This window comes from Paenirhodobacter huangdaonensis, assembly GCF_004022465.1.
In the GTDB taxonomy this organism is placed as follows: Bacteria; Pseudomonadota; Alphaproteobacteria; order Rhodobacterales; family Rhodobacteraceae; genus Rhodobacter; species Rhodobacter huangdaonensis.
Window position 1 is genome coordinate 95159 of sequence record NZ_SAVA01000001.1, and the last position, 25485, is coordinate 120643.

Here is a 25485-nt window from a genome sequence, read left to right on the forward strand (position 1 = left end):
TGGCGTCCTTACTTCAGCTGGTCGAGGGTCCAGCAGTTGCGCCCGGTCGCATTGCTCTTGTCGACGCGGGTGATCGGGCCGAAGAACACGGTCTTCTCGGCGCCGGCCTGGCGCTCGGGGTGTTGCAGCAACTCCGAGATCTGCTGCGCCGCGATCTCGGCCTGAATCGGCGCGTTGAAGTTGTAGACGACGTCGAGCAGGCCCTTGCCGATGCTGTCGCAGGCGGTCGCGGCGCCCGCGCCATTGGTCACGATCGTCACCTGATCCTGCTTGCCCGCCGCCAGCACCGCCGCGCCCGCGCCGACCTCGGCATTGTCCCAGATCCCCATGATGCCGCACAGATCGGGGTGCTGCTGCAGCACCGTCTCGGTGATCTGGCGCGCCTTCTCGCTGTCGTAATCGGCGGGCTGGTCGGAGACGAGCTCGAGCCCCGGGTTCTCGGCGAGGATCTGGTTCAGCCCCTCGCGCATGTAGATGTTGGCTGCCCCGGTCTGCACCCCGGCGAGCCAGACGATCTTCTTCGAGGGCGCGCCCGGCGCCATGCAGGTCTTTGCCAGCTCGCCCGCCTCGAGCCGGCCCATCTCGATCCAGTCATTGCCGACATAGCTGTCGGTCTGGGTGATCGACTGCATGTTGATCTGCAAGATCTTGATCCCCGCCTGCTGCGCCTGCTTCAGCGCGCGGGCATAGGTCTGCACGTCGGGGTTCTGCACGATCAGCACATCGGGCTTCTCGGCGATCGCGCCCTGCAGCGCCCGGATCCCCGCCGCGGTGTCCATGTTCGGATCGCGCACCTCGAAGCTGAAGCCGTAGCGCGCGGCGTGGCGCTGCCAGACCGCGGTCCAGGCCTGGTTCAGGTCCATCCCCTGCGACAGCGGCACGAAGATCACCTTCTTGCCCTTCGTCGCCTCGAGATAGGCGGCGCGGCCGACCTGCTCGATCTGTTCGGCCATGAGCGGCTGCGCGCACAGGGCAGCCGTCGCCAGCGCCGCGAAGGCGGCTTTCTTCAGGAACGTCATCGCTTTCCTCCCTTGGATGATCCGGCGATCAGATGTCGCCGCTTTGAGATGTCTGCTCGTCGCGCGGGTTGATCACCGCATCGAGCGCCAGCGCCGCCAGCAAGATCACGCTCTTGATCAGGTTCTGGCTGGTGTAGCTGAAGTTCAGGATGGTCATGCCGTTGATCAGGATGCCGACCAGCACGGTGCCGACCAGCACGTTGCGCACCCCGCCCTGGCCGCCCGACAGGCTGATCCCGCCCAGCACGACGACGAGCAGCACGTCATAGATCAGCGTCGAATTGTAGAGCCGGGTGTTGATGCTCGAGACGAGGCCGGTGAGCAGGATCCCGGCGAGATAGGCGATCAGCGCGGCGACGACATATTGCGCGATCAGCACCGGCCGCGTCGGCAGCCCCATGGTGCGCGCGGCATGGGGGTTGTCGCCGGTCGCATAGACGAAGCGGCCGAAGCGGGTGAGCCGCAGGAAGGCCGCCACCAGCGCCGCGAGCCCGAGAAAGATCGCCACCGAGGCCGGCAGGCCAAGGACGGTGCCCGAGCCGATGAAGCTCAGCCAGGCGACATTCGCCGGCGCATAGAGCACATCCGAGCTGAACGCGACCCGGCCGCCACCATAGATCACCGAGGCCATGGCCAGGGTGGCGAAGATCGGCGGGATCTCGGCCACCGCGATCAGCAGCCCGGTGACCAGTCCGCAGACCGCCACCAGCCCGGCGCCGATCACGATCGCACCGAAAAACCCCTGCCCGAGCGTCGACAGCCAGATCGCGAAGGCGACGCCGACGACCATCACCGCGACCATCGTCAGGTCGATGCCGCGCCCGACGACGATGAAGCCCATCCCGGTCGCGAGCGTGCCCAGGATCGCGACATTCTTCAGCAGCGCAAGGATGTTGCCCTGGGTCAGGAAGTTGTTGAGAAATATCGAAAACACCACGAAGAGAAGCGCGGCGATCGCGGTGACGACGCTTTCTTGCGTGATCTTGACGCGCCGACCGGAACCGGTCGGCTGCGGGGTATCCCCGGCCATGTCTTGTCCTCCCCTGACATCGCCTGCCGCGGCGCGCGCTCCCTCACGCGCCTGCGGCCGGCCTGTCCTCCGGGTCGGATCATCCCGCCTGACCCCGCCGGGCTCAATTGCGTTTTTCTGATGGGCCGTTAAGAAAACGCCGCCCGGCGCCGCAATGCGGATACCCGGCGGCGCAACCTCAGAACCGCAGCGAGCGCAGCCCGACGGTGCGATCGACGATCAGCACCGCGACAAAGGTGACGCCGATGCTCACCGTCGCGATCGCCGCCGCGGTGGGATCGAAGTTGAACCGCAGATAGTCGAAAAGCTCGAGCGGCAGCGTGTTCATCCCCACCGATTTCAGCAGGAGCGAGATGTTGAAGATGTCGAAGGAGATCACGAAGGCGAAGAGGCAGCCGGTGATCAGCCCCGGCTTCACCGCGGGCAGCGTCACCCGGCGGAAGGTCATCCAGCCCCCCGCACCAAGCGAGCGCGCCGCCTCCTCCTGCGAGCGGTCAAAGTTGAACAGCGCCGAGGAGACATTGAGGAAGACATAGGGGAAGGTGACGATGATATGGCCCACCTGGATCGCGAGGCCGTAACTGTTGCCCACGCCGAGCTCGAAGAAATAGAAAAGGAGCGCGATCGCGGTGAGGATCTCGGGCACCAGAAGCGGCGCCGACATCAGCAGACGCAGCGGATTGGCCAGCCGCGGCCCGGCGAAGCGCACGACATAGATCGCGGCAAGCGTGCCGATCACCCCGTTCACCACCGCCGCCACCGCGGCGAGCAGCAGCGATTGCAGCGTCGCGTCGAGGAAGCGGGTGTTGTGGAAGAGCGCCACGAACCAGCGCAGCGACAGCCCCTCGATCGGCAGCGAGAGGAACTCGCCCGAGTTGAAGGACAGGATCACCACAAGGAGGATCGGCGACATCAGGAACAGATAGATCGCCGTCACCAGCAGGGTGAAGAGATGGTCCCAGACGGTCTTGCGCCCGTTCATGGCAGCCTCCGCATCGCGCGCGCCGTCAGGCGCAGGTAGACGACGATGATCGCGAGCGTGATCGCCGACATGAAGATCGCAAGCGCCGCCCCCGCCGGCCAGCGGAAGCTGTCGACGAGATATTGCACGACCAGCACCGACATCGTCCGCCCCTTGGTGCCACCGAGCATCGCCGGCGTCACATAGGCCGAGATCGAGAGCACGAAGACGAGGATCGCCCCGGCCTGAATGCCGGGCAGGCTGAGCGGCAGCGTCACCTTGACGAAGGTGCGCAGCCGCGAGGCGCCAAGCGAGCGCCCGGCGGCGGCAAGATCGGGGCTGATCGCCTGCAGGTTGCCCAAGAGCGGCAGGATCACGAAGGGCAGGAAGACATGGATGAGCGCGATGGTGACGCCAAGCGGCGTGTTGAGCAGCAGGATCGGCCGCTCGATCACGCCCAGCGATTTCAGCGCGCCGTTGATCACCCCGTTGTTCGACAGGATGATCATCCAGGCGAAGGTGCGCACCACCATGCCGACGAGCAGCGGCGAGATCACGAAGATATAAAGCATCGAGGCCCAGCGGCTGCGCAGGTTGGCCAGATGGTAGGCCACCGGATAGCCAAGGAGCAGCGTCACCACGGTGACCGTCAGCCCCATCCGCAGCGAACGCCCGACGATGCCCCAGATGAAGGGATCGGTGACGATCTGCGCGTAATGCGAAAGCGTGAAGCCATCGCCATAGACCGCGCGGGTGTCGGCGGTGCGCAGGCTCATCACCACGATCGAGGCATAGGGCAGCACGAGGAAGCCCACCAGCAGCACGAGCGCCGGCACGATCATCCACCACACCCGCTTGCGTGTCGCCGCGATCATGGCGCGATCACCCAGCCATGGCGCGCGGCAAAGCCGAGCGTCAGCTCCGCCCCCACCGCCACCGCGGCATCCGCGTCGAGCAGCGCCGAGATCTCCTGACCCGAAGGCAGCGCGACCACGACCAGCAGCGCCGAGCCCTGATAGACCGCCTTCGTCACCCGCCCGGTCATCGCGTTCTCGGTCAGCCCCGGACGCAGCTTCTCGGGCCGGATCATCAGATGCACCGCGCCCGAGACCCCTTCGGGTCCGGCCGCGCGCAGCCGCCCCGCGGCGGTCTCGACCACGATCATCGCACCCTCGCGGCCAAGCACGGTGCCCTCGATCACGTCGGAATGGCCGATGAACCCCGCCACCATGCGCGAGGCGGGACGCTCGTAGATTTCCTTCGGGGTGCCGCATTGCGCGACCACGCCCTTTTCCATCACCACGATGCGGTCGGACATCACCAGTGCCTCGCTCTGGTCATGGGTGACGTAGATCGTGGTGATGCCGACGCGCTGTTGCAGGTCGCGGATGAAGAAACGCATGTCATCGCGCAGCGAAGCGTCGAGATTGGCGAGCGGCTCGTCGAGGAGCAGCACCGCCGGTTCGATCACCAGCGCGCGGGCCAGCGCAACGCGCTGCTGCTGCCCGCCGGAAAGTTCGCGCGGGAAGCGCGCCTCGTAGCCCGCAAGCCGCACCATCTCGAGCACCTTGGCGATGCGGGCGGCGCGCTCGGCGGGGGCGACCTTGCGCACCTCGAGCCCGAAGGCGAGGTTTTCCGCCACCGTCATGTGCGGGAAGAGCGCGTAGGACTGGAACACCATGCCGAGGTCGCGATGCTCGGGCGCGACATTGGTCATCTCCCGCGTGCCGAACAGCAGCCGGCCGCGGTCGATCGGCTCGAAGCCCGCGATGCAGCGCAGCGTCGTCGTCTTGCCGCAGCCCGACGGCCCGAGCAGCGAGATGAACTCGCCCTGCCCGACCTCGAGATTGATGTCTTTCAGAATGTGCAGATCGCCATAGAACTTGTCGATCCCGTCGAGGGTCAGGGTCGTCATCTGGATGCCTTGTGTGCATGGGACCGGGCACCAGAGCGGCGCCCGGTGCCTGTGGTGCCCGGCTCAGCCGATCTCGCGGTTCCAGCGGTCGGTCACCGCGGGGGCGAGATCGACATAGCTGTCCCAGTCGAAGCGGATGATCTCGCTCATCTTCGGCCCGTTGATCGGCAGTCGCGCGGCCAGCGCCGGCTCGAGCACCGAGTCCTTGTTGGACGGCGAGGTGTAGAACGCCTGCGCCATGTTGGCCTGCACGTCCTTGTCGATGAGATAGTTGATATAGGCGTGTGCCTCGTCCTTCATCGCGCCGGTCTTGACGATGTTGAAGCTCTGCTCGAAGGCAAGCACGCCCTCCTTCGGCGCGACGATCGCGACCGGGGCGCCCTTGTCCTGCAGCATCATGATCTCGGTCCAGTCGACCGGCGCGACGATCACGTCGCCGCGCATCAGCCCGGCCGCGACCTCGCCCGACCACGACGCCTGGGTGAACGGCACGAGCTCCTGGATCTTCTTGAAGGCGGTGTCGAAATCGGTGTCGCCCGAGCCGAAGAGCTTGCCGGTGAGCCGCAGGAAGAGCTGTGCGCCGGTGTTGCCGATCTGGTAAAGGCCGATGCGCTCCTTGAACTCGGGGTTTTCCCAAAGGTCGGTCCAGGAGGTCGGTGCGTCCTTCACCATGTCGGTGCGATAGGCGAGACCGATCGGCGAGACGATCGCGCGCAGCCCGTTGTTGCCCGTGTTCACCAGCCCGTCGTGCAGCTGCGCGGCATTGGGCAGCTTGGCCATGTCGAGCGGCTCGAAGAAGCCTTCGGCGCGCAGCATGGCGGCGATGTTCTCGTTGCCCATGAAGACGGAATAGGGCGCCTGATCGCCACCGGCGCGGATCTTCGAGACGAAATCCTTGCCAAGACCGATGTCGAGCTGGGTCGGAATGCCGGTGGCCTTGGTCAGGCCCGGCATCAGGGTTTCTTCCCAGAACTTGGCCCAGGTGCCGCCGTAGGTCGGCACCACGAAGGGGGCGTTGGCGAAGGCCCGCGAGCCGAAGGCGGCAGCACCCGCGCATGCTCCGAGAGCCGTCAGGAATTGACGTCGTTCGAGTTTCATTGCTGTCTCCCTGTGCGGCCCGTCGTTGCAGGCCGATTGGTCTTGTTGGTGAACCGATTCGTCCCGGCTCTGAAGGAAGCCTACACCTTCCGGGGCACGGGTCAATATTTTGATATTTAAATACGGAAATCATGGGGCTATGATGGGCCCAACGCGAGGGAGAGAGAAATGCCACCGATCGACCGCAGCCAGGGGCTGGCCCGCCAGATCGCCGACAGCCTGCAGGAGGAGATCATGCAGGGCCGCCTCGGCGTCGAGGACCGCCTGCCGTCGGAACAGGATCTGGCCGAACGGTTCGAGGTGTCGCAGCCGACCGTGCGCGAGGCGATGAAGATCCTCGCAGCGAAAAAGCTCGTGCGTTCGAAGCGCGGGCCGAAGGGCGGGGTCTTCGTCGCCGCGCCGTCCCTTGGCACGGCGTCGCAGACGCTGTTCGAAACCACGAACTGGCTCGTCTCGCTCGGCGTCTTCGGGCTGGGCGACATCGTCGAGACCCGGCGCCTGCTGGGCGCGACCTGCGTGCGACTGGCGGCCGAGCGCGCCACCGAAGAGGACCTCGCCCGGATCGAGGCGGCGTTGCAGGACGTCAATCACAGCGAGGTCTCGGACGAGGAGTTCTGCCGCCTCGACGTCGCCTTCCACCACGCGGTGGCAGAGGCCTGCCACAATGCCGAGCTGAACTTCATCATGGTGATCGTGAACGATTCGCTCATTCCCGCGACCAACATGATCTCCTTCAAGTTCCGCGAGCGCGACAAGGTGATCGCCTTCCACCACGAAATCCACCGCGCGATCGCGGCGCATGACCCGGTGGCGGCCTGTGCCGCCTTCGACGGGCTGATCTCCTATCAGAGCAACGTCTATGACAACGCGCTGCACGCGCGCGATCGCAAGGCCGGGAAATGAGCGCCGGGCTGATCGAGACGCGACGCGAGGACGGGGCGCTCGTGCTGCGCACGCCGGTCGCGCTGTCCGACGATCGGCCCGACATTCTTGACCGGCTCGCGGCCGTCGATCCGCAGCGGGTGCTGATGACTGCGCCCGCGCCCGGGGGGCGCGACAGCATCACCTATGGTGCGGCGCTGGCCGAGGCGCGGCAGCTGCGCGACTGGCTCGTGGCGGCACACGGCCTGCGCCCCGGCGCGCGGGTGGCAACGCTGCTGCCCGCCGGCCTCGCGGCGCTGCGGCTGCGGCTTGCCTGCCTGTGCGGCGGCTTCGTCCATGTCGCGCTGCCGCCCTTTCCGTTCCGCGAACCGGGCGGCGAGGAAGCAGCGCGGCTCCTCGCCATCGCCAGGCCCGATCTGCTGGTGCGCCCGCAGGGGCATCCGGCCGCGGGGCTTGTCCTGCCCGACCGCCTGCCCCCTGCCCCGGCATGCGCCGATGCCCCCGCCCGGCCCGAGGAGCGCAGCGCGATCTTCTTCACCGCCGGCAGCACCGGCGCGGCGAAGGGCGTCGCCGTCACCCGCGGCCAGATCTCCGCCTGCCAGGCCGCCGCGGTCGCGCTCTGGCCCTTCCTTGCCGAGGGGCCGGCGCTGATCGACTGGATGCCCTGGAACCACGTCTTCGGCGGGCTCGACACCCTGTTCAAGGTGATCTGGAACGGCGGCACGCTGCATCTCGACCGGCCGCCGTCGGAGCACACGATCGGCGCCACGCTCGATCTGATGGAGGCGGTGCGCCCGACGCTCTACATCGGTGTGCCGCTCGGGATGAAACTGCTGCTCGCCGCGCTCGAGGCCGCCCCCGGGCGCCAGCCCCGGGCCCTCGCGCGGCTGCGCCACGTCTTCCTTGCGGGGGCGGCGATCGAGCCCGCGCTCTGGGACCGGCTTGCTGCCTTCGCCCGCCGCAGCACGCCACCGATCGCTCTCCTCTCGGGCTATGGCGCCACGGAAACCGGCTCGACCATGTGCCTCAGCCCCGGCGGCGTCGACCGGCCCGGGCTGCTCGGCTGGCCGTTGCCGGGCCACGAGGTCGCGCTCTGCCCGGTCGAGGACCGGACCGAGATCCGCTTCCGCGGCCCGGTGCTCGGCTCCGCCTATCTGACCGAGACCGGCGAGGTGCCGCTGCCCTGCGACGATTTCGGCTTCTACCGCACCGGCGACGCGGGCTTTCTCGACCGCGAGACCGGCTGCCTGCGCTTCGACGGCCGGCTTTCGGAGGATTTCAAGCTTGCGAGCGGGATCAAGGTGCGCACCGGCATGCTGCGCAGCCAGATCGTCCGCGCCTGCGCCCCGGATCTCGAGGACATGGTGCTGGGCGGCGCCGGGCGCGAGGCGCTCTCGGCCGTTCTCTTCGCCGCACCCGGAGCGGGTCGCGACCGGATCCGCGCCGCGCTTGCGCAGTGGAACCGCGAGAACCCCGCCTCCTCGACCCGCATCGCCGCGATCGACTGGGCCGAGGCGCCGCCCGAGGTCGCGCGCGGCGAGGTCTCGGCCAAGGGGCAGATCGTGCAAAGCCGCTTCCTGCGCAATCACGCCGCGCTCTTCGATGCGCTGGCGGAAGGCACGCGGGGCGAACCCCTTCCCCCGGCACGAGGCTGAACGCGCCCCCGCGGGGGCGCGCCCGGGTCAGTCGAGCTCGCGGAAGGGCGCGTCGCGCTCCTCGAGGAAACCACGCAGCGATTTCTCCTTCAGCAGGCGCATCCAGTACTTGCCCTCTTCGGTGCCGTGCAGGATCGCCGTCGTCTCCCGGTTGTAGCTCCACGAGCTGTCAAGTCCGGCAGTCTGCTGCATGTGGTTGAGCGCGGCCTTCGCGTATTTGATCGCCGTGCCCGGCATCCGCGCGCATTTGCGCGCAAGCTTCTCGGCCTCGGCCATCAGCTGCGCCGCCGGCACCGCCTTGTTCGCCAGATGGATCCGCGCCGCCTCGACCCCGTCGATCAGATCGCCGGTGTACATCAGATAGCGCGCATGCAGCATCGGCACCGTCCAGGGCAGCATCAGCGTCGGCGGGGCAGAGACATGGCGCACCTCGGGCTCGCCAAGCTTCGCATCCTCGGCCACCACGATCAGATCGCAGCACATCATCAGCTCGAGCCCGCCCGCAAGCGCAAACCCGTTCACCGCCGCGATGATCGGGATCGGCACCTCGCGGATCACGCCGAAGCGGCGCATGTTCTCGCCGATGTCCTCGCGCCAGCGGTCGGCGTCCATCTCGAAATCCTCGCCACCGAGGTCGAAGCCGGCCGAGAACGCCTTGCCCGCCCCGGTCACGATCACCGCGCGGATCTCCGGGTCCTTCGCCGCGCGCAGGATCGCCGCCTCGAGCGCGTCGCCCAGCTCCTGGTTCATCGCGTTCATCTTGTCCGGACGGTTCAGCGTCAGGGTGACGAAAGCGTCGGTCTCATCCTTGTGCCAAAGCACCACATCTTCGTGCATCACAGCCCCCGTCAGGCGATTTCAATGACCGTGCGGCCGCGGGTCTCGCCCGCGACGATCTTCCGTGCAAGCTCGGGCAGTGCCGAGAACGGCGCCACCGTGGTCAGCTCGGCGAGCTTCGCGCGATCGAGGTTTTCCGCCAGATAGGCCCAGGCGCGGTCGCGCTTTGCCGCCGGCGCCATCACCGAATCGATGCCCAGAAGCGCCACGCCGCGCAGGATGTGCGGCATCACCGAGCCGGGCAGATCCGCCCCGCCGGCCAGCCCGCAAGCCGTCACCGCGCCGCCATAGCAGGTCTGCGCCAGCACATTCGCCAGCGTCGTGCTGCCGACGGTATCGACCGCGCCGCCCCAGCGCTCGGCCTGCAGCATCTTGCCCGGCGCCGCCAGTTCGGCGCGTTCGACAAAGGCGCTCGCCCCGAGATCGCGCAGGAAGTCATGCTGCTCGGGCCGCCCGGTCGCCGCGGTGACACGGTAGCCGCGCTTTGCCAGAAGCGAGACCGCGACCGAGCCGACGCCGCCCGCGGCGCCGGTCACCAGCACCTCGCCTGCCCCCGGAACAATCTGTCCCCAGTCCTCGAGCGCGAGCACGCTCAGCGCCGCGGTATAGCCCGCAGTGCCGATTGCCATCGCCTCGGCCGCGCTGAAGCCCTCGGGCAGGCGCGTCAGATGCCCCGGCTTGATCCGCTGGAACCGGCTGTAGCCGCCCCATTCGGTCTCCGACAGGCCCCAGCCATTCACCACCACCCGGTCGCCCGGCTGCCACTCCGGCACCCGCGACTCGACCACCACCCCGGCGAGGTCGATCCCCGCCACCATCGGCAGGCGACGCGCGATCCGGCCCTTGCCCGAGACCGCGAGCCCGTCCTTGTAGTTCAGGCTCGAATGGCTGATCTCGACCAGCACATCATTGTCGGGCAGATCCGCGAGGGTCAGCTGTTCGAAGCCGCCGCGCGGCTTGCCCTCCACATCGCGGATCACCAATGCGGTGAAACTCTCGGTCATGTCGATCTCCATCCCCGGGGGCCCCGGGTCATCCGGAGCTCATTTTGATATTTAAATATCCAATTGACATTAAGTGCAACAGGAATAGCTTCGAGCCACGCCACTCACGGCTCCCTCCGAAGGCCACCGATGACTGACCCCATCTCCGACACCGGACTTGCCGCACGGCTTCGCCGCCCCGCCACGCCGCAGTATCGCGACGATCAGGCCGGGCTTGGCGGGGCCGAGCCGATTGCCGTCTATGCGCCGCGGGATGCGGCGGAGACGGCGGCGGTGCTGCGCGCCTGCCGGGCGGAAGGGCAGAAACTGGTGGTCCAGGGGGGGCGCACCGGCCTCGCCGGCGGGGCACGTGTCCTGCCCGGCGAGGCGGTGCTGTCACTCGAGCGTTGCACCTTCGCGCCCGAGATCGATCCGGTCGCGGCGACCCTGCTGGTCGGAGCCGGGGTGACGCTCGAGACAGCGCAGGCGGCGGCCCGCGACGCGGGGCTGTTCCTCGCCGCCGATCTCGGCGCGCGTGGCTCGGCGCAGATCGGCGGGCTGATCGCGACCAATGCCGGCGGGCCGCTCGCGCTGCGCTACGGCACCTTCCGCCAGCAGGTTCTGGGCCTCGAGGCGGTGCTGCCCGACGGCCGCGTGATCCGTCGGCTCTCGGGCCTTGCGAAGGACAATTCCGGCTATGATCTGAGCCAGCTGCTGATCGGCAGCGAGGGCACGCTCGGGGTCATCACCCGCGCCTGCCTGCGGCTGCACCCGCAACCGCGGAGCCGCCGCGTCGCGCTGTGCGCGCTGGCCAGGCTCGATGATGCCCTGCCGCTGCTGCAGCGCCTGCGGTGCGAGCTTGGCCCGCTGCTTGCCGCCTGCGAGCTGATCGTCGAGCCGCTGCTGAGCGCGGCCTGCGCGGCGCGCGGGCTGCGCCATCCGCTGCCCGGCGCCGCCGCGCTCGTGCTGATCGAGACCGCCGGGATGAGCCCCGAGGCCGATGATGCGCGGCTCGAGGACACGCTCGGCGCCCTGCTCACCGAGGGCATCGCCACCGATGCCGTACTGTCGCAATCCGAACGCGAGAGCACCGGCCTCTGGGCACTGCGCGAGGGCTGCAGCCATTACCTCTTCGAGATCGGGCCGATCACCAGCCTCGATCTCAGCCTGCCGATCCCGGCGATCCCGCGCTTCGTCGCCGAGGGCGCCGCGCTGCTCGCACGGATCGCGCCCGACACCCGTGCCCATGCCTTCGGCCACCTCGGCGACGGCAACCTGCATTACGTGCTGACCGGCCACCAGCCCGAGCCCGTACTGCGCGCGGTCTTTGCGCTGACCGCCGGAATGGGCGGCGCGATCACCGCCGAGCACGGCATCGGCCTCGACAAGGTGGCCTTTCTGCCGCTCTGCCGCCCGCCGGACGAGATCGCCGCGATGCGCGCGATCAAGGCCGCGCTCGATCCCGACACCCTGCTCAACCCCGGACGCATCCTCGGTTGACCCCCGGAGCCGCCATGACCGAACCGCTTGCCCCCACCCCCTCGCTTGATGACCGCTACCGCCAGCCCGACGGCCGCATCCTCGTCTCCGGCACGCAGGCGCTGATCCGGCTGCTGATCGAGCAGGCCCGGCGCGACCGGGAGGCGGGGCTGAACACCGCCGGCTATGTCTCGGGCTATCGCGGCTCGCCGCTCGCCGGCTTCGACCGCGAGATCGCCAAGGCCGGCCCTGCCCTCGACGGCGCGCAGATCGTGTTCCAGCCCGGGCTGAACGAGGATCTCGCCGCGACCGCGGTCTGGGGCACGCAGCAGACCGGGCTGACCAGGGGGGCGAAATACGACGGCGTCTTTGCGATGTGGTATGGCAAGGGGCCGGGCGTCGACCGCTCGATGGACGCGATCAAGCATGCCAATGCCGCCGGCACCGCGCCGCAGGGCGGCGTTCTGCTGCTGATGGGCGACGATCACGGCGCGGTCTCCTCGACGCTCGCGCATCAGTCGGAACATGACCTGATCTCGGCGATGGTGCCGATCCTTTCCCCCGCCGGGATCGAGGATTACGTCGCGATGGGTCTGGCCGGCATCGCGATGAGCCGCTTTTGCGGGGCCTGGGTCGGCTTCAAGTGCCAGACCGAGATCGTCGAATGCACCGCCTCGCTCACCCTGCCGGGACCGGGGCGCTTCGTGACGCCCGAGATCGCGCTGCCCGAGGGCGGGCTCTCGATCCGCTGGCCCGATGCGCAGCTCGATCAGGAACGGCGGCTCGAACACAAGCTGCGCGCGGCACAGGCCTTTGCCCGCGCGAATGGGCTCGACCGGATCTCGGGCGCGGGCAAGCTCGGCATCGTCTCCACCGGCAAGAGCTGGCGCGACCTGATCGGCGCCTTGCGCAAGCTCGGCCTCACCCCCGAGACAGCCGGGGTGAAACTCCTCAACCTCGGGCTGATCTGGCCGCTGGTGCCCGAGACGCTCGAGCACTTCGCCGAGGGGCTCGAGGCGATCCTCGTCGTCGAGGAGAAGCGCCCGGTGATCGAGGACCAGATCCGCGTGCTCTTCTATGGCCGCGCGGGTGCGCCGCAGCTCTGGGGCAAGACCACGCCCACGGGCGAGCCGCTCCTGCCCGCAACCGGCGAGATCGACCCCGCGATGGTGGCCGAGGTGCTTGCCCGCTTCCTCGCCCCCGCCGGCATCCGGCCAAATCTGCCCACCGCCCCCCTCGCCCCGGTCGCGGCGGTGCCGGACCTGCCGACGCGCGAGCCCTATTTCTGCTCGGGCTGCCCGCATTCGGTCTCCACCCGCCTGCCCGAGGGCAGCCGCGCGATCGCCGGGATCGGCTGCTCGATGCTTGCGCTCGGCATGGATCGCGGCGGCAAGACCTTCACCCAGATGGGCGGCGAGGGCGCGAACTGGATCGGCCACGCCCCCTTCACCGAGGAAAAGCACGTCTTCGTGCACATGGGCGACGGCACCTATTTCCATTCGGGCCTGCTTGCGCTGCGCGCCGCGATCGCGGCGAAGGTGAACGCGACCTACAAGATCCTCTTCAACGACGCGGTCGCGATGACCGGCGGGCAGGCCCACGACGGCGAGCTCTCGGTCCCCGCCGTCGTCGCGCAGGTGCAGGCGGAGGGCGCGCGCGAGGTGGTGGTGATCTCGGAAACGCCCGAGGTCTGGACCAGCCTTCCGGGAGGGCTGCGGGCGCTGCCGCGCGACCGGCTCGAGGCCGAGGAACGTCGGCTGCGCGCGGTCGAGGGCGTCACCGTCCTCATCTACGACCAGCTTTGCGCCGCCGAGAAACGCCGCCGCCGCAAGCGCGGCCTGCATCCGAAGCCGGCGGAGACGGTGCTGATCCACCCCGGCGTCTGCGAGGGCTGCGGCGATTGCTCGGTGCAGTCGAACTGCATCGCGATCGAGCCGGTGGAGACCGATCTTGGCACCAAGCGGCAGATCAACCAGTCCGCCTGCAACGCCGATACGAGCTGCCTCAAGGGTTTCTGCCCGAGCTTCGTCACCGTCTCGGGCGGCACGCGGCGGAAAACACTCGCCCCGCTGCCTGCCGAGATCGACGCACCGCTGCCCGAGCCGGAAACCGGCCTCGGCACCGGTGCCTTCAGCATCCTGATGACCGGCGTCGGCGGCACCGGGGTGATCACCGTCTCGGCGATCCTCGCGCAGGCGGCGCATCTGGCCGGGCTCGCGGTGCAGGCGCTCGACCAGACCGGGCTTGCGCAGAAGAACGGCGCGGTGATGTCGCATCTGCGCATCGCCCGCGATCCGGCCGCGCTCGATGCGCCGCGGATCGGCGCCGGGGAAGCGGACACGCTGCTTGGCTTCGACGTGGTCGTCGCCGCCGCCCCGAAGGCGATCGCGGCGATCGCACCGGGGCGCACGCGCTGCGTGATCGACAGCCATTTCACCCCCACCGCCGGCTTCGTGCGCGCCCCCACAGCGCCGCTGTTCGCCGCGCTGCCGATGGCGAGCCTGCGCCGGCGCGCAGGCGCCGAGGGGATCGCCGAGATCGACGCCTCGACGCTTGCCGAGCGTCATTTCGGCGACACCATCGCGGCGAACATCCTGCTCGCGGGTTTTGCCTTCCAGCGCGGCGCCCTGCCGATCCCGCTTGCGGCGATCGAGGCGGCGATCCGGCTCAACGGCGCCGGGGTCGCGCAGAACCTGCGCGCCTTCCGCCTTGGCCGGCTGGCAGCGGTGCAGCCGCAGATCTGCGCAGAGCCCGCCGCCGCAGGAACCGATCTGGCGGCGCTCAAGGCCCGGCACATCGCGCATCTGAGCGCCTGGCAAAGCCCGCGCTATGCGACGCGCTACAGCCGGCTGATCGCCAAGGCCGAGCTGCGCGGCGAGGCCGGGATGGTCGAGGCGGTGATGCGCGCCGCCCATCAGGTGATGAGCTACAAGGACGAGTACGAGGTCGCGCGGCTGCTGAGCGCACCGGAGTTCCTGGCCGGGATCGCCCGTGACTTCGAGGGCGCGCCCCGGCTTGCCTTCCACCTTGCCCCGCCCTTCCTGCCCGGGCGCGACGCCCGCACAGGCCGCCCCGCAAAGCGCCGGTTCGGGCCCTGGCTGCTGCCGGCGCTGCGCCTGCTCGCCCGGATGAAACCCCTGCGGGGCACGCCCCTCGACCCGTTCGGGCTGAGCGCGGAACGGCGGGCCGAACGCCGGCTGCGGGAGACCGTCCTCGGCCGTCTCGAAGCCCTCCTCGATCGCGGCGCGCCCGCCGCCGAGGTGATCGCGACGGCGCAGAGCGCGCTCGCGGTGCGCGGCTTCGGCCCGGTCAAGGCCGCACGGATGGAGAGCTGTTTCAAGGCGCTCGACAGCTGACCGGCGCCGCGGGGCGGCGCGCCGGGGTCACCGTGACAGCGAGCGTCGGTCCCGGCCCCGCCCCTCGGCGCGCAGGCCCCGCACCGGGCGCGGGCCGGGACCGGCAAGCCCGGGGCCGCCGGCCGAGGCCGCCACCAGCCCGTCACGCAGCGCCTTGCCGCGCGGCCAGGGGCCGAAGCCCGAGGCGACATTGACATGGCCGGCGCGGCCGAGGTCGACGAACCCGCTGCCCCAGGCCGTCGCCAGATCCCGGGCCCGGCCGAACTGCATCCAGGGGTCATTGCGACTGGCGACGACGGTGGTCGGCACCGGCAGCCGGATCTCCGGGATCGGGGAGAAATCTGAGATCCGGCGCGAGAGCCCGGTCTCGGCCGGCGCGACCAGAAGCGCCGCCCGCACCCGCAGCCGCGCCCCGCCGGCCAGAACCCGCGCGATCAGCACCGCGCCGAGCGAATGACCGACGAGGATGCTGTCGGGATGGCGCAGGATCATCCCGGCCAGCTCGGTTTCCCAGTCGGCCGGGTCCGGGCGCGCCGGGGCCGGCAGGTCGACCATCAGCGCGCCGGCCTCGGTCGCGGCCCACCATTGCTGCCAATGGGGGGCGGGCGAGCCGTCCAGCCCCGGCACGATCAGCGTTCTGAGTGCGGTCATCTCTGCCTCCATCCTTGCAAAGATACTCTACCACGCAAGTCGTGATTTTCCGTTTCAAAGACGGGCAGCAGAAGAGAAGGCCGTTCCCCGCACGGCGTCAGCGGTGGGTCGTGTTCACCGGATAGGCGGTGCCGAACTTGATCCGCTCCATCGCGAAGGTCGAGGTGACATTCTTGATCGGCACGGCATCGGTCAGCCGCTTGTAGAGCTGGTCGAAGGCCTCCATGCTGCGCACCGAGACGCGCAGCAGATAGTCGATCTCGCCGGCCATGCGATAGGTTTCCATGATCTCCGGGATGGTGCCGACCGCCGCGGCAAAGGCGTCGCGCCACTGCTGCGAATGATCTGGCGCCACGACCCCGACAAAGACCGTCAGCCCGAAGCCAAGCCGCACCGGATCGGCCAGCGCCACCCGCCCGGTCAGCACCCCGCTCGCATCCAGCCGCTGGATCCGGCGCCAGCACGGGGTCTGCGACAGGCCGACGCGATCGGCGATTTTCGCAATCGGCAAGGTGGCGTCCCGCATCAGTTCGGCGACGATCTTGCGGTCGATCAGGTCGAGCTCGTGCACAGTTTCCTCCTTCCGGCAGCGATCTGGTTGCGGATCAGGGTGTCGATTTTAATCTATTTTGTCTACCGGAAATGTCGTCTTTATTCCGACCCCCTCGCGCCGCGCCGCCACGGCGTCTTCCGGCACCGGGCTGGAACGCGACAGGATCGAGATTCCCGCAGCAGATCCGGAAAAGCATTCCGGAAACCGGGCAAAAAAGAAGAAAGAATTCCGTTGAAAAACTACACCAACAATGTCGTCATTATCGTGTATTGACGAGGCGCCCGCCTCGCCGCCGAAAGCCGAGGAACCGCCGATGCCCGCCCTCCCCGCGACCGGCCCCTCCCCGGCCCCGACAGCAGAAAGGTGACAGCCATGTTCCAGGACCCGTCCATGCCGATTGCGGCCTTCCCGCGCGAACCGGGCTGGCGCGACGTGCTGGTGATCGGCGGCGGCGCCAGCGGCGTGCTGTTCGCCGCCAACCTGCTGCGCCACGACACCGACCTGCGCGTCACGGTGATCGAGGGGCGCCACCTGCTTGGCTGCGGCATCGCCTATTCGACCACTGACCCCGATCACCTGCTCAACACCCGCGTCCATCAGATGAGCGCCTTCCCGGACGATGCGGAGCATTTCCTGCGCTGGCTGCAGACGCAGGCGGACGGCGACCGCTATCGCCGCGACAGTTTCGTCAGCCGCGCCACCTATGGCCGCTATCTCGCCGCGCTGCTGACGCCCTGGGCGGAATCCGGGCGGCTTCTGTGCGTCGCCGGAACCTGCGTCGCGATCCGCGAGCGCGCCAGCGGGGTGAAGGTGACGCTCGCAGACGGGCAGAGTCTCGCCGGCGCCTATGCCGTGCTGGCGACCGGGCATGTGGTGCCGAGGCCGGACCCCGCGGGCCTCGTCACCCGGGCCTGGAGCGCCGGGGCGGTCGCTGCGCCGGGCCGCGCGGTGCTGATCGTCGGCACCGGGCTGTCGATGGTCGATCAGGTGCTGTCGCTCGAGCGCGCCGGGCATACCGGGCCGATCATCGCGATCTCGCGCCGCGGCCTCCTGCCGCGCCCCCATGCCGCCGGCACGCCGCTGCCGACCGCGGGCGAGACGCTGCCGCTCGGCGCCCCGCTCAGTGCAATCCTGTCGTGGCTGCGCGACCGCGCGCGCCAGGCCGAGGCCGCGGGCGGCAGCTGGCGCGATGCCGTCGACGGCATCCGGCCCTGGGTCAGCCTGTTCTGGCAACACATGAGCACCGAGCAGCGGGCCCGATTCCTGCGCCACGGCGCCTCCTGGTGGGAGGTGCACCGCCACCGCATCCCGCCGGCCTCGGCCGACAGGATCGCGGCGGCGCGCGCCCGGGGGCGGCTGCGGATCGTGCGGGCGGCCTTCTTGCGCGCCGAACCGGGCCGCGATGGCGCGATCCGGGCGGTGGTCCGGGCCCGGGGCAGCGCCACGCAGGACAGCATTGAGGTGGGCCGGATCATTGATTGCCGCGGCATCCGCAACGATCCGGAGCGCAATGCCGCCCCGGTCATCGCCGGTCTTCTGGCCCAGGGCGCGGCGCGTGTGGACCCGCTGCGCCTCGGCCTGGAGGTGACGGCCGAAAGCCGGCTGATCGGCGCCGACGGCCGCCCGAGCACGCGGCTGTTCGCACTCGGGCCGGTGGCGCGCGCGACCTTCTGGGAGATCACCGCAATCCCCGACATCCGCAGTCAGGCCGGCCAGGTGGCGCACCGCATCGCCGAGCAGAGCGATGGCCGCGCCGTGTCACACCGGGCGCAGCAAAGCTGAGAGGCGCCGCTGCCTGCGGAAGGCGGGGGGCAGGCTCGTCCGGGGCGGCCGCCCGATCTGCCGCAGCCCGGCGCCTGCCCCGCCCCCGCGCCCCCGCAAAACGCCGCTGGCCAGCCGATGCCCGACAAGTTATACTCAAAATAGATAACATCGGCGGACTTATTGGAAAATGCTGACACTCCGACATTACGAGCTGCTGGTGGTGCTTGCGGAGGAGCTGCACTTCGGCCGCGCCTCGGAGCGGCTGAAGATTTCGCAGCCGCAGCTCACGCTTCAGCTCCAGCAGATGGAGGAACTGGTCGGGGCGCGGCTGTTCGAGCGTACACGACGCAAGGTCAGCCTGTCCACCGCCGGGGCGCTGTTGCTGCCCGAGGCGCGCGCCGTGCTGCGCCACGCCGAGCGCGCGGAAGAGGTCGCGCTGCGCGTGGGCCGGGGCATGATCGGCGAGCTGGCTTTGGGCTATATCGGTGCGGCCGCCTATAACGGCGTGCTGACCAACCTGGTGCGCCGCTACCGCCTGCGCGCGCCACAGACCGCGATGCGGCTGACGCTGATGGACCTCGACCGCTCGATCCCCGAGGTCGCGGCCGGAAATCTGGACGCGGGGATCGTCCGCCTGCCCTACCCGGACCTGCCCGACGACCTGAGCACCCGCACACTGTGCGAGGAGAAACTCTGGATCGCGCTGCCCGACACCCACCCGCTGGCGGTGCAGTCCGATCGGCCGGTGACGCTGCAAGATGTCCGCGACGAGCCCTTCATCGCCACCCACCTGCCCCCCAACACCGGGTTTTCGGCCGCCATGCACCGCGCCTGCGCCGGCGCCGGGATCACCCCAGACATCGTGCAGCGCTCGCCGCAATTCGCCTCGATCGTCAGCCTCGTGGCCGCCGGGCTGGGGGTGGCGCTGGTGCCCGAGGCGGTGAAACACGTGCAGATCGCCGGGGTGAGCTACAGGCCGCTGCCGGACCAGACCGAGACCGCCAATATTTCCCTTGTCTACCGGACCGATCACGAAAGCCCGCCGCTGGCGCTGTTCCTGTCCTGTCTGGATGACGCCCCACTCTAGGAGACCCGCTTGCGACACGAGGAGTTCACCGCCCGAGACGGCATCTTTCACGGCTACCGCCCCGCCCTCGGGGACGCCCCGACCCTAGTCTTTGCCAATTCCCTCGGCACCGACCTGCGGGTCTGGGAGCGGATCGTGGCGCGGCTGCCCGACAGCTGGGGCGTGTTGCGCCATGACAAGCGCGGCCACGGGCTGAGTGCGGCGCGCGCGACGCTCAGCATCGAGACCCTCGCCGACGATGTGGAAACCCTGCTCGACCAGTACCGGGTCGGGGCCTTCGCCGGGGTCGGCCTGTCGGTCGGCGGGCTGGTGATGCAGCGCCTGGCGCTGCGCCGCCCGGCGCAGATGACGCATCTGGTGCTGTCCGATACCGCGGCGAAGATCGGCACGCCCGAGATCTGGAACCCGCGGATCGAGACCGTGCTGCGCGACGGCATCGCCGCGATCGGCGCGGCGATCCTCGAGCGCTGGTTTGCCCCGGCCTATCGCGAGACCGAGGATTTCGCGCTGTGGCAGGCGATGCTCGAACGCACGCCGGCGGCCGGCTATGCGCAGGTCTGCGCCGCGATCCGCGACGCCGATTATACCGCCGATCTGGCGCGGATCGCCCAGCCGACGCTGGTTCTGGCCGGGGCCGAGGACAGCTCGACGCCGCCGGCGCTGGTCCGGGCCATGGCCGCGGGCATCGCCGGGGCGCGGTTCGTCGAGATCGGGGCTGCCGGCCATCTGCCCTGCGTCGAACAGCCCGAGCGCTTCACCGCGGAACTGCTCGGCCATCTGCGGGGCTGACATGCAAAAGCGGGCCCACCGGGCCCGCTTTTCTTCCGGCACCGGGGCGCGCGGGCCTCAGCCCACGGTCACCCCGCCACAGACGAAGAGCGTCTGGCCGGTGACGAACCCCGCCTCGGGGGCGCAGAAGAACGAGACCGCATTGGCGACATCCTCCCCCGTCCCGATGCGCTTCACCGGAATGTTCTCGATGATCTCGCGGGTCGGGGCGGCCTCGGGCGGATTGTTGCGCCAGAACGCCTCGGTTCCGATCGGGCCGGGCGCCACGCAATTCACCGTGATGCCGTGCGGCCCCAGCTCCAGCGCCCAGGTCCGGGCCATGGATTGCGCCGCCCCCTTGCTGGCCGAATAGAGCGTGCGCCGCTCCTTGCCCAGCGTCACCCGGCTGGTGTTCATCACGATGCGACCACCGCCAAGCGCCTTCATCCGCGGCACGAAGGCCTGCGCGCAGAGGATCGAGGGCCGCAGATTCACATGCATCAGCCGGTCGAAATCCGCCACCGCCACCTGCTCGAGCGCGGCCGGCAGAACGATGCCGACGTTGTTGACGAGGCAGGTGATCTCCTCCTCGGCGGCCAGCCGGGCGCACTGCGCCGCAAGCGCCCCGGCATCACTCAGGTCGATCCGTTCGAAACGGTCGACCGGCACCGTCGGTTCGGCAATGTCGAGCACCGCCACCCGGAACCCGTCGGCGGCGAGCCGGGCCGCAATCGCGGCGCCGATCCCGCCCGCCCCGCCGGTCACCAGCGCGGTGCGGCGCAGATAGCCGCTCACCGGTCATCCTCCCGCACCGAGGACGGGTGCCGGCAGAGCGGGGTCACGGAGATGTCCATATGGGGATAGAGCGGCAGCCCGGTCAGCACCTCGTGCAGATGGGCGTTGTCGCGGCAATCGAAGATGCTGACATTCTCGTAAAGCCCTGCCACGCGCCAGATATGGCGCCAGACGCCCTGCTGCTGCAGCGCCTGCGAATAGGCTTTCTCGCGGGCCTTGATCTCGCCCGCCACGGCCGGGTCCATGTCGGCCGGCAGTCGGACGGTCATTGCGACGTGATACAGCATTCAGCCCTCTTTCAATGTGTTGCGGCCGTCGAGATAGGCCTTGCGCCAGCGGGTCACGGTGACCCGCTCGAACAGCTTGCCGCGGAAGAACGGGTCGGCCTCGATGAAGGCCTGCGCCTCGTCCCGGCTTTCCACCGCCAGCAGATAGAGCCCGCCGCTCGCGCTTTGCCCGGCATCGTCGAGCTTGGCGCCACAGGCCAGAAGCAGCGCCTTGTTGGCCTCGAGATAGTCGAGATGCTCCGGGCGAAGGCGGCTGCGCAGCTCTGCGCAGCCGGGGGCATCGAAGGTTTCGATCATGTAGGGCATGGCCGGGTCACACTCCCATGACGCCCCAGATCGCGATGGTTCCTGCGAACACAATGCCAAGGTAGAACAGCACCAGCACCATGTAGCCCATCAGGTGCTTCAGCTTCAGCCCGGAGATGGCGAGCGCCGGCAGAAGCCAGAACGGCTGCACCATGTTGGTCCACTGATCGCCGATCTGCACCGCCAGCGCCGTCGCCGGGATCGAGGCGGCCAGCTTTTGCGCCGCATCCATCATCACCGGGCCCTGAATGACCCACTGCCCGCCGCCCGACGGCACGAACAGATTGACCAGACCGGCGGAGAAGAAGGACCAGATCGGCAGGGTCTCGGCGCTGGAGATCGAGACGAACCAGTTCGAGAAGGTCACGATCAGGCCCGAGCCCGCAAGGATCGCGAGGATACCGGCATAGAACGGGTACTGGATGATGATCCCGCCGACCACCTTCACCCCGTCGTTCAGCGCCGCGAGGAACCGGCTCGGGGTGACGAACAGCGTGATGCCGAGGAACAGGAACAGCAGGTTCACGAAGTTCAGCGTGACGGAGCCGCCCTCGTAGAGATAGAGCCCGGCATAGAACAGGCCGAACAGGCCCATGCCCATCCCGACGATCCGCGAATGGTTCAGCCGCTCGGCGAAGGTGAGTTCCCGGATCTCGGGCTCGGCGATCGGCAGCACCGGCGCGGGATGCGCCTCGATGATCTCGGCGGGGTTCTTCGGGTGCAGCATGGCGTTGAACAGCGGCAGCGTGACCAGCAAGAACAGGTTCATCGCAATGAGATAGGGCGAGAAGATCGTCTCGCTCAGCGGCACGAGGCCGATCGCGCCCTCGAGGAAGTGACCGGGGGTGTTGATGAGCAGCGGCACCGAGCCCGAGAGCCCCACACCGTAGACGGCAAAGCCCGAGTAGCCCGCCGCGATCACCAGCGGATAGTGCAGCCCCGCCACCTTGCGCCCGAGTTTCTGCGCGATCAGCGTGCCCAGCACGAGGCCGAAGCCCCAGTTGAGCCAGCTGCCGACGCCCCCGAACAGGGTGGCGACGATGATCGCCGCGCGCGGCGTGTGGATGCCCATGACCACAAGGTCCATCAGCTTGTCGACCGCCGGGGTGCGCGCAAGGATGTAGCCCGCCAGCAGGATCACCGTCATCTGCATGGTGAAGCTGAGCAGGTTCCAGAACCCCTCGCCCCAGTAGCGGGTGGCGTCGACGATCCCGGTGCCCTGGGTGAGCATCGCGATCAGCACGGTCAGGGCGGTCAGCAGGATCGCCACGACCAGCGGGTCGGGCATGTAGCGGTTCACGACTCGCGTGAAGAAGTTGGCAATCGAGTTCAAAGGTCCCTCCCTTCCGGGCCTCCCGCCCGGATTCGCCTCAATTTATACTGATTGCAAATCAGCAGCACTAACTTATATTGTCAACCAATATGATTGAGGGGGGATGGGCATGACCCGGCTGGTCGTCGTCGGCGCAGGCATCATGGGAACGCGGATCTGCCGGCATTTTCTGCGCGCCGGGCATCGGCTGGCGCTGCTGGATCCGTCGCCGGAAGCCCTTGCAAAAGCGGTCGGAAATCTGCGCGCGGAGGGGTTCGACCCGGTCGGCGCCGCGCGGCCGGAGGTGCTCGCCCCGATCTGGGGCGCGGCGGATCTGGTGATCGAGGCGGTGCCCGAAGACCTTGACCTCAAGCGCGCCGTGATCGCGGAACTGGACAGGGTCTTCCGGCCCGAGACGCTCATCGCCTCGAACACCTCCGGCCTGCGCAGCGCCGATCTGGCCGAGGGCCTGCGCCACCCCGGCCGGTTCCTGATCGCGCATTTCTTCAATCCCGCCGATCTGGTGCCCGCGGTCGAGCTGGTCCCGGGCCCGGCCACCCGGCCCGAAACGCTCGAGCGCGTGGCGGCGCTGCTCACGGCCTCCGGCAAGAAACCCGCGGTGCTGAAGGCCGATGTTCCGGGCTTCATCGCGAACCGGCTGCAGCACGCGATGCTGCGCGAATGCTTTCATCTGCTCGAGCAGGGCGTCGCTGATGCCGAGACCATCGACCGGGTGACCCGCTATTCACTCGGCGTGCGGCTGGCGCTGATCGGTCCGCTCCTGCAACGCGATCTGAACGGGCTCGACACGCATCTGAGCATCGCGCGCTATCTCTACCCGGCACTCGATGCCCGGCAGACGCCGCCGGAAGGGCTTGCCGAAAAGGTGCGGGCGGGGCATCTGGGGCGCAAGAGCGGGCGCGGCTTCTACGACTGGGACAGCGGTCGCGACGCGCAGCTCGACGCCGTGGAACGGCTGCTGCCCGAGGTCATCGCGCTGGCAGACCGGGCCGACAGGACAGAGGATATCTGAACCATGCCGCAATGGAAAAACCGCCCCGAAGGCTCGAACTGGGGCGACTTTGGCGCCGATGACCAGCTTGGCACGCTGAATTACATCGGCCCGGCCGAACGGCGCGCCGCGGCGGCCGAGATCCGCGAGGGGCTGGCCTTCTGCCTGTCGCTGCCGCTCGACCTGCCGGGCAAGCTGGTGCTGAACCCGCGCCGCAAGCCGCCCGTTCTGGCTCCGACCTACCTCGGCGAAACGCCCTACATCAATTTTCCGCTGGCCAATCTGGACCCGATCCTGCGCGACGTCATCAGCGACGATCAGGTGCTGCTGTCGACGCAATATTCCACGCAATGGGATTCGCTTGCCCATGTCGGTGCGCTGTTCGACGCCGATGGCGACGGCGTGGCGGAACGGGTCTATTACAACGGCCACCGCGCCGGGCTCGATGTGCTCGGAGCCGGCGGCGAGGCCGGTCACGGCTGCTATGCGCGCCGCCTTTCGGTCTGCGAGATGGCCAAGACCCCGGTGCAGGGCCGTGGCGTGCTGATCGATTTCGTGCGCCATTACGGCCCGGGGCGCAAGCTCATCGGGCTGGCAGAGCTGCAGGAGGTGCTGAAGGCACAGCGGATCGCGCTTTGCCCGGGCGACATCTTGCTGCTGCGCACCGGCTATGCCGAGGCCCTCGTCGAGATGCAGGACGCCCCCGACCCCGAGCGGCTCGAGCAGACCGGGGCGGTGCTTGATGGCACCGATGCGGCCTTGCACGCCTGGATCACCGAAAGCCGCATCGGTGCCATCGCCGCCGACAATTACGCGGTGGAGAACCCGCATTCGGACCCGCAGGCCTGCTGCCTGCGGTTGCCGCTGCATCACCATTGCCTGTTCAAGCTGGGGCTGCCGCTGGCAGAGCTGTGGTATCTGCGCGACCTCGCCCGGGCGCTCGAACCCCGCGGCCGCTCCGCGGTCTTCCTGACCGCGCCGCCGCTCTATCTGCCCGGCGCGATCGGCTCTCCGGTGACCCCCGTCGCGACGCTCTGAGGCCGGGCTGCCCGGCTCTCAGGCCGCGTCCCCTGCCCCGGCCCCGACCGTGCGCGCAATCGCCTGACCAAGGTTCGCCGCCGCCGCCACGCCGTCGATCACCGGCAGGTCGGTGAGTTCCGCCAGCGCGCCGCGCAGCCCGCACATGCCCGCGCAGCCAAGCGCGATCGCCCCCGCCCCCTCGGCCCGGGCGAGCCGGATCTCCTCGGCCAGCCGCGCGATCACCACCGCGCCGCCCTTCTCGACGGCAAGCACCGGCAGCCCGCTCGGCCGCACCGAGACACAGCCGGTCGCAAGCCCGTAACGGCCAAGGTTGTCCTCGAGCACCGGCACCGAGACGGCCAGCGTCGTGACCACCGAGAACCGCCCGGCCACAAGCGCCGCCATGTGATAGGCGGCCTGGCCGATGCCGATCACCGGGCAATGCGCGGCGGCGCGCAGCTCGCCGAGCCCGGTGTCGTCGAAACAGGCGATCACCAGCACATCGGCGCCTTCCGCGCGCGCCGCGGGCAGCATCGCCAGCAGCCCCGCCACCGCCTGCCGCCCGTGCTCGGGCCCCTCGATCGCCGGCGGCCCGCCGGCATTGGTCCAGCCGAGGATCTCGGCCCCGGGGGCGGCGGCACGCGCCGCCTCGACCACCTGCCGGGTCATCGACTCGGTGGAATTGGGGTTCATGAAGATCAGTTTCATGTCAATC

General features: G+C 69.1%; 24 protein-coding genes. 9 read left to right on the forward strand and 15 right to left on the reverse strand.

All coding sequences use genetic code 11. The annotated features are described in order from the left end of the window. Window positions 1–8 precede the first annotated feature (8 nt). From EOW66_RS00450 to EOW66_RS00475, 6 genes are all read right to left on the reverse strand, one after another. On the reverse strand, window positions 9–1019 hold the full coding sequence (locus tag EOW66_RS00450; RefSeq protein WP_113900447.1) for a sugar ABC transporter substrate-binding protein: 1011 nt from the start codon (window positions 1017–1019) through the stop codon (window positions 9–11). Window positions 1020–1047: 28 nt separating this feature from the next. Then, on the reverse strand, window positions 1048–2049 hold the full coding sequence (locus EOW66_RS00455; protein ID WP_128154039.1) for an ABC transporter permease: 1002 nt from the start codon (window positions 2047–2049) through the stop codon (window positions 1048–1050). 178 nt (window positions 2050–2227) lie between these two features. Beyond that, complete coding sequence (locus tag EOW66_RS00460; protein WP_128154040.1) at window positions 2228–3031, reverse strand: ABC transporter permease; 804 nt, start codon at window positions 3029–3031, stop codon at window positions 2228–2230. Next, window positions 3028–3885, reverse strand: coding sequence for an ABC transporter permease (locus EOW66_RS00465; RefSeq protein ID WP_128154041.1), 858 nt, complete (start codon window positions 3883–3885; stop codon window positions 3028–3030). The genes EOW66_RS00460 and EOW66_RS00465 overlap by 4 nt, the downstream gene beginning before the upstream one ends. Then, window positions 3882–4925 (reverse strand): ABC transporter ATP-binding protein, encoded by a 1044-nt coding sequence (locus tag EOW66_RS00470; RefSeq protein WP_128154042.1) that lies wholly within the window; start codon window positions 4923–4925, stop codon window positions 3882–3884. Before EOW66_RS00470 ends, EOW66_RS00465 begins: the two co-directional genes overlap by 4 nt. A 63-nt stretch (window positions 4926–4988) precedes the next feature. After that, window positions 4989–6023, reverse strand: coding sequence for an ABC transporter substrate-binding protein (locus EOW66_RS00475; protein WP_128154043.1), 1035 nt, complete (start codon window positions 6021–6023; stop codon window positions 4989–4991). Between the two features lie 168 nt (window positions 6024–6191). Here EOW66_RS00475 and EOW66_RS00480 point away from each other — a divergent pair, with 168 nt between their 5' ends. Continuing rightward, window positions 6192–6926, forward strand: coding sequence for a FadR/GntR family transcriptional regulator (locus EOW66_RS00480; protein WP_113900441.1), 735 nt, complete (start codon window positions 6192–6194; stop codon window positions 6924–6926). Continuing rightward, the gene (locus tag EOW66_RS00485) at window positions 6923–8560 is read left to right on the forward strand and encodes an AMP-binding protein (protein ID WP_128154044.1); all 1638 of its coding nucleotides are present in this window, start codon (window positions 6923–6925) and stop codon (window positions 8558–8560) included. The genes EOW66_RS00480 and EOW66_RS00485 overlap by 4 nt, the downstream gene beginning before the upstream one ends. Before the next feature lie 27 nt (window positions 8561–8587). Here the strand turns inward: EOW66_RS00485 and EOW66_RS00490 are convergent, their stop codons facing one another. Further along, entirely contained in the window at window positions 8588–9397 is an 810-nt protein-coding gene (locus EOW66_RS00490) for an enoyl-CoA hydratase/isomerase family protein (protein ID WP_128154045.1), read from the reverse strand. A gap of 11 nt (window positions 9398–9408) precedes the next feature. Further along, complete coding sequence (locus EOW66_RS00495; protein WP_128154046.1) at window positions 9409–10401, reverse strand: MDR family oxidoreductase; 993 nt, start codon at window positions 10399–10401, stop codon at window positions 9409–9411. Between the two features lie 129 nt (window positions 10402–10530). Between EOW66_RS00495 and EOW66_RS00500 the strand changes: the two genes are divergently transcribed. Both EOW66_RS00500 and EOW66_RS00505 read left to right on the forward strand, forming a co-directional pair. Continuing rightward, window positions 10531–11880, forward strand: coding sequence for an FAD-binding oxidoreductase (locus tag EOW66_RS00500; protein WP_128154047.1), 1350 nt, complete (start codon window positions 10531–10533; stop codon window positions 11878–11880). 14 nt (window positions 11881–11894) lie between these two features. Beyond that, window positions 11895–15215 carry an indolepyruvate ferredoxin oxidoreductase family protein gene (locus EOW66_RS00505; RefSeq protein WP_128154048.1) on the forward strand — a complete coding sequence of 1107 codons (3321 nt, stop codon included), beginning with the start codon at window positions 11895–11897 and terminating at the stop codon, window positions 15213–15215. 27 nt (window positions 15216–15242) lie between these two features. Here EOW66_RS00505 and EOW66_RS00510 read toward each other — a convergent pair whose 3' ends face one another. Both EOW66_RS00510 and EOW66_RS00515 read right to left on the reverse strand, forming a co-directional pair. Further along, window positions 15243–15866 (reverse strand): RBBP9/YdeN family alpha/beta hydrolase, encoded by a 624-nt coding sequence (locus tag EOW66_RS00510; protein ID WP_239017451.1) that lies wholly within the window; start codon window positions 15864–15866, stop codon window positions 15243–15245. Between the two features lie 97 nt (window positions 15867–15963). Next, window positions 15964–16437 (reverse strand): Lrp/AsnC family transcriptional regulator, encoded by a 474-nt coding sequence (locus EOW66_RS00515; RefSeq protein WP_113900435.1) that lies wholly within the window; start codon window positions 16435–16437, stop codon window positions 15964–15966. A gap of 354 nt (window positions 16438–16791) precedes the next feature. Between EOW66_RS00515 and EOW66_RS00520 the strand changes: the two genes are divergently transcribed. The 3 genes from EOW66_RS00520 to pcaD all read left to right on the forward strand — a co-directional run bounded on the left by EOW66_RS00520 (window position 16792) and on the right by pcaD (window position 20059). Beyond that, window positions 16792–18201 (forward strand): FAD/NAD(P)-binding protein, encoded by a 1410-nt coding sequence (locus tag EOW66_RS00520; RefSeq protein WP_239017452.1) that lies wholly within the window; start codon window positions 16792–16794, stop codon window positions 18199–18201. A 169-nt stretch (window positions 18202–18370) separates the two neighbouring features. After that, window positions 18371–19270, forward strand: coding sequence for a LysR family transcriptional regulator (locus tag EOW66_RS00525; RefSeq protein WP_128154049.1), 900 nt, complete (start codon window positions 18371–18373; stop codon window positions 19268–19270). Window positions 19271–19279: 9 nt separating this feature from the next. Continuing rightward, window positions 19280–20059 (forward strand): 3-oxoadipate enol-lactonase, encoded by a 780-nt coding sequence (pcaD, locus tag EOW66_RS00530; protein ID WP_239017453.1) that lies wholly within the window; start codon window positions 19280–19282, stop codon window positions 20057–20059. 57 nt (window positions 20060–20116) lie between these two features. Here the strand turns inward: pcaD and EOW66_RS00535 are convergent, their stop codons facing one another. Genes EOW66_RS00535 through EOW66_RS00550 form a run of 4 tightly spaced genes read right to left on the reverse strand, consistent with a single transcriptional unit; the run spans window position 20117 to window position 22759 of the window. Beyond that, window positions 20117–20833, reverse strand: a complete 717-nt coding sequence (locus EOW66_RS00535) for an SDR family NAD(P)-dependent oxidoreductase (protein WP_128154050.1) — start codon at window positions 20831–20833, stop codon at window positions 20117–20119. Further along, the gene (gene catC, locus EOW66_RS00540; RefSeq protein ID WP_128154051.1) at window positions 20830–21120 is read right to left on the reverse strand and encodes a muconolactone Delta-isomerase; all 291 of its coding nucleotides are present in this window, start codon (window positions 21118–21120) and stop codon (window positions 20830–20832) included. Before catC ends, EOW66_RS00535 begins: the two co-directional genes overlap by 4 nt. Beyond that, window positions 21121–21426 (reverse strand): YciI family protein, encoded by a 306-nt coding sequence (locus EOW66_RS00545; RefSeq protein WP_128148268.1) that lies wholly within the window; start codon window positions 21424–21426, stop codon window positions 21121–21123. Between the two features lie 7 nt (window positions 21427–21433). Next, window positions 21434–22759, reverse strand: a complete 1326-nt coding sequence (locus EOW66_RS00550; protein WP_128154052.1) for a short-chain fatty acid transporter — start codon at window positions 22757–22759, stop codon at window positions 21434–21436. A gap of 109 nt (window positions 22760–22868) precedes the next feature. Between EOW66_RS00550 and EOW66_RS00555 the strand changes: the two genes are divergently transcribed. Beyond that, a complete protein-coding gene (locus EOW66_RS00555; protein WP_128154053.1) occupies window positions 22869–23771 on the forward strand; it encodes a 3-hydroxyacyl-CoA dehydrogenase family protein in 903 nt (300 codons plus the stop codon). A 3-nt stretch (window positions 23772–23774) separates the two neighbouring features. Then, entirely contained in the window at window positions 23775–24788 is a 1014-nt protein-coding gene (locus EOW66_RS00560; RefSeq protein WP_113900428.1) for a cyclase family protein, read from the forward strand. An 18-nt stretch (window positions 24789–24806) separates the two neighbouring features. Here EOW66_RS00560 and EOW66_RS00565 read toward each other — a convergent pair whose 3' ends face one another. Further along, window positions 24807–25478 carry an aspartate/glutamate racemase family protein gene (locus EOW66_RS00565; protein WP_128154054.1) on the reverse strand — a complete coding sequence of 224 codons (672 nt, stop codon included), beginning with the start codon at window positions 25476–25478 and terminating at the stop codon, window positions 24807–24809. Window positions 25479–25485 lie beyond the last annotated feature (7 nt).